The organism is Synechococcus sp. R55.2, assembly GCF_047462075.1.
Classification (GTDB): Bacteria; Cyanobacteriota; Cyanobacteriia; order Thermostichales; family Thermostichaceae; genus Thermostichus.
Genome location: NZ_JANSIH010000090.1, coordinates 1 through 1,061 on the forward strand (window position 1 = coordinate 1; position 1,061 = coordinate 1,061).

2 pseudogenes are annotated in these 1,061 nt (G+C 49.4%); both read left to right on the plus strand.

The features are described from left to right. Positions 1-251, plus strand: a pseudogene (locus NW838_RS03355) (hypothetical protein); the annotation flags it as partial. A gap of 98 nt (positions 252-349) precedes the next feature. After that, positions 350-903 (plus strand): annotated as a pseudogene (locus NW838_RS03360) (IS5 family transposase); the annotation flags it as partial. Positions 904-1,061: the final 158 nt, after the last annotated feature.

The following is a 1,061-nucleotide window of genomic DNA, read 5'->3' on the forward strand; positions in this document are numbered from 1 at the left end:
TCGACACAAAATACATTCGCCTGGTTTACGAGGTGTTTGGCCTGCGCTTTCGCAGAGTTCCCCCCAGTCGGCGATGGGATATTGACCGGCTAGAGCTGATCCCATGCCAAAGCCCACAGTTGAACATCTGGGCGGGCAACCGCAAATACGAGTTGGGAGCGGGGATCCCTTTGCAGGAGCCAGAGCTGGAGTGGTTGGCCTCGGAACTAAGCCGTTGGCTGAAGATCCCAGTTGAACGGCAAAAGGTGTAGTCGTTAGGTTTTTTGCATTTAGTTATGATAAGGACAGTTTTTGGGTAAGGTCTGATGAGTTATCTTGCTGCAGATCACAGCAAATAAAATAGCAAAAAATTATAGCTTTCCTGAAAACAGAATCCAGATCCACATCGGCAAAGAGGCAGGATGCAAACAGTTTATCCAAGGCCTGCTGTAATAGCTCGCTCTGGATCCCCGTGGCGCTACCTCCCAAAAAGATATGGAAAATGATACACCAGAGATTCCATCGCTGGAGTTGCTTGGGAGTTTGGGAAAGACCCTGACTTAGAGCATCTTATCCTTGACTCAACTGTCGTTCGTGCTCACCCCTGGGCAGCCGCAAAAAAAGGGGAGCAAGCTTTGGGGAGGAGTCGAGGTGGATACAGCACTCAGATCCATGTGAGTGTGGATGGTTTGGGGAAGCCGTTAGTGTTTAGAATCACAGCAGGGCAAAGCAGGATATTACCCAAGCAGAGGCATTACCAGAGAGTTGGCAAGAAGAGCATACGAAGGTGATAGGGGATAAGATTCTCAGGAATTCAGGGAGAGGATAGACAAGGGAAGGCCGGGTGCTGATTCCTTCTAAGAGGAATAGGAGGGTGGTGGGAGATTTGACCGGCACGTTTACAGGGAGAGGCATTTAGTCGATAAAAGATTTTTTTGCGATTTAACACGGATTGCTATATTGGTGCTTGTGCTGAGGATTATCTGGCCAAATTGCTGTGGCTAAAGTTTAAGGGTATATGTGGCAAGCGTGGCTTCTGAGTCAGTGGGGGGTGGCACTCTGGCTCAACCTGGCTCTGGTGG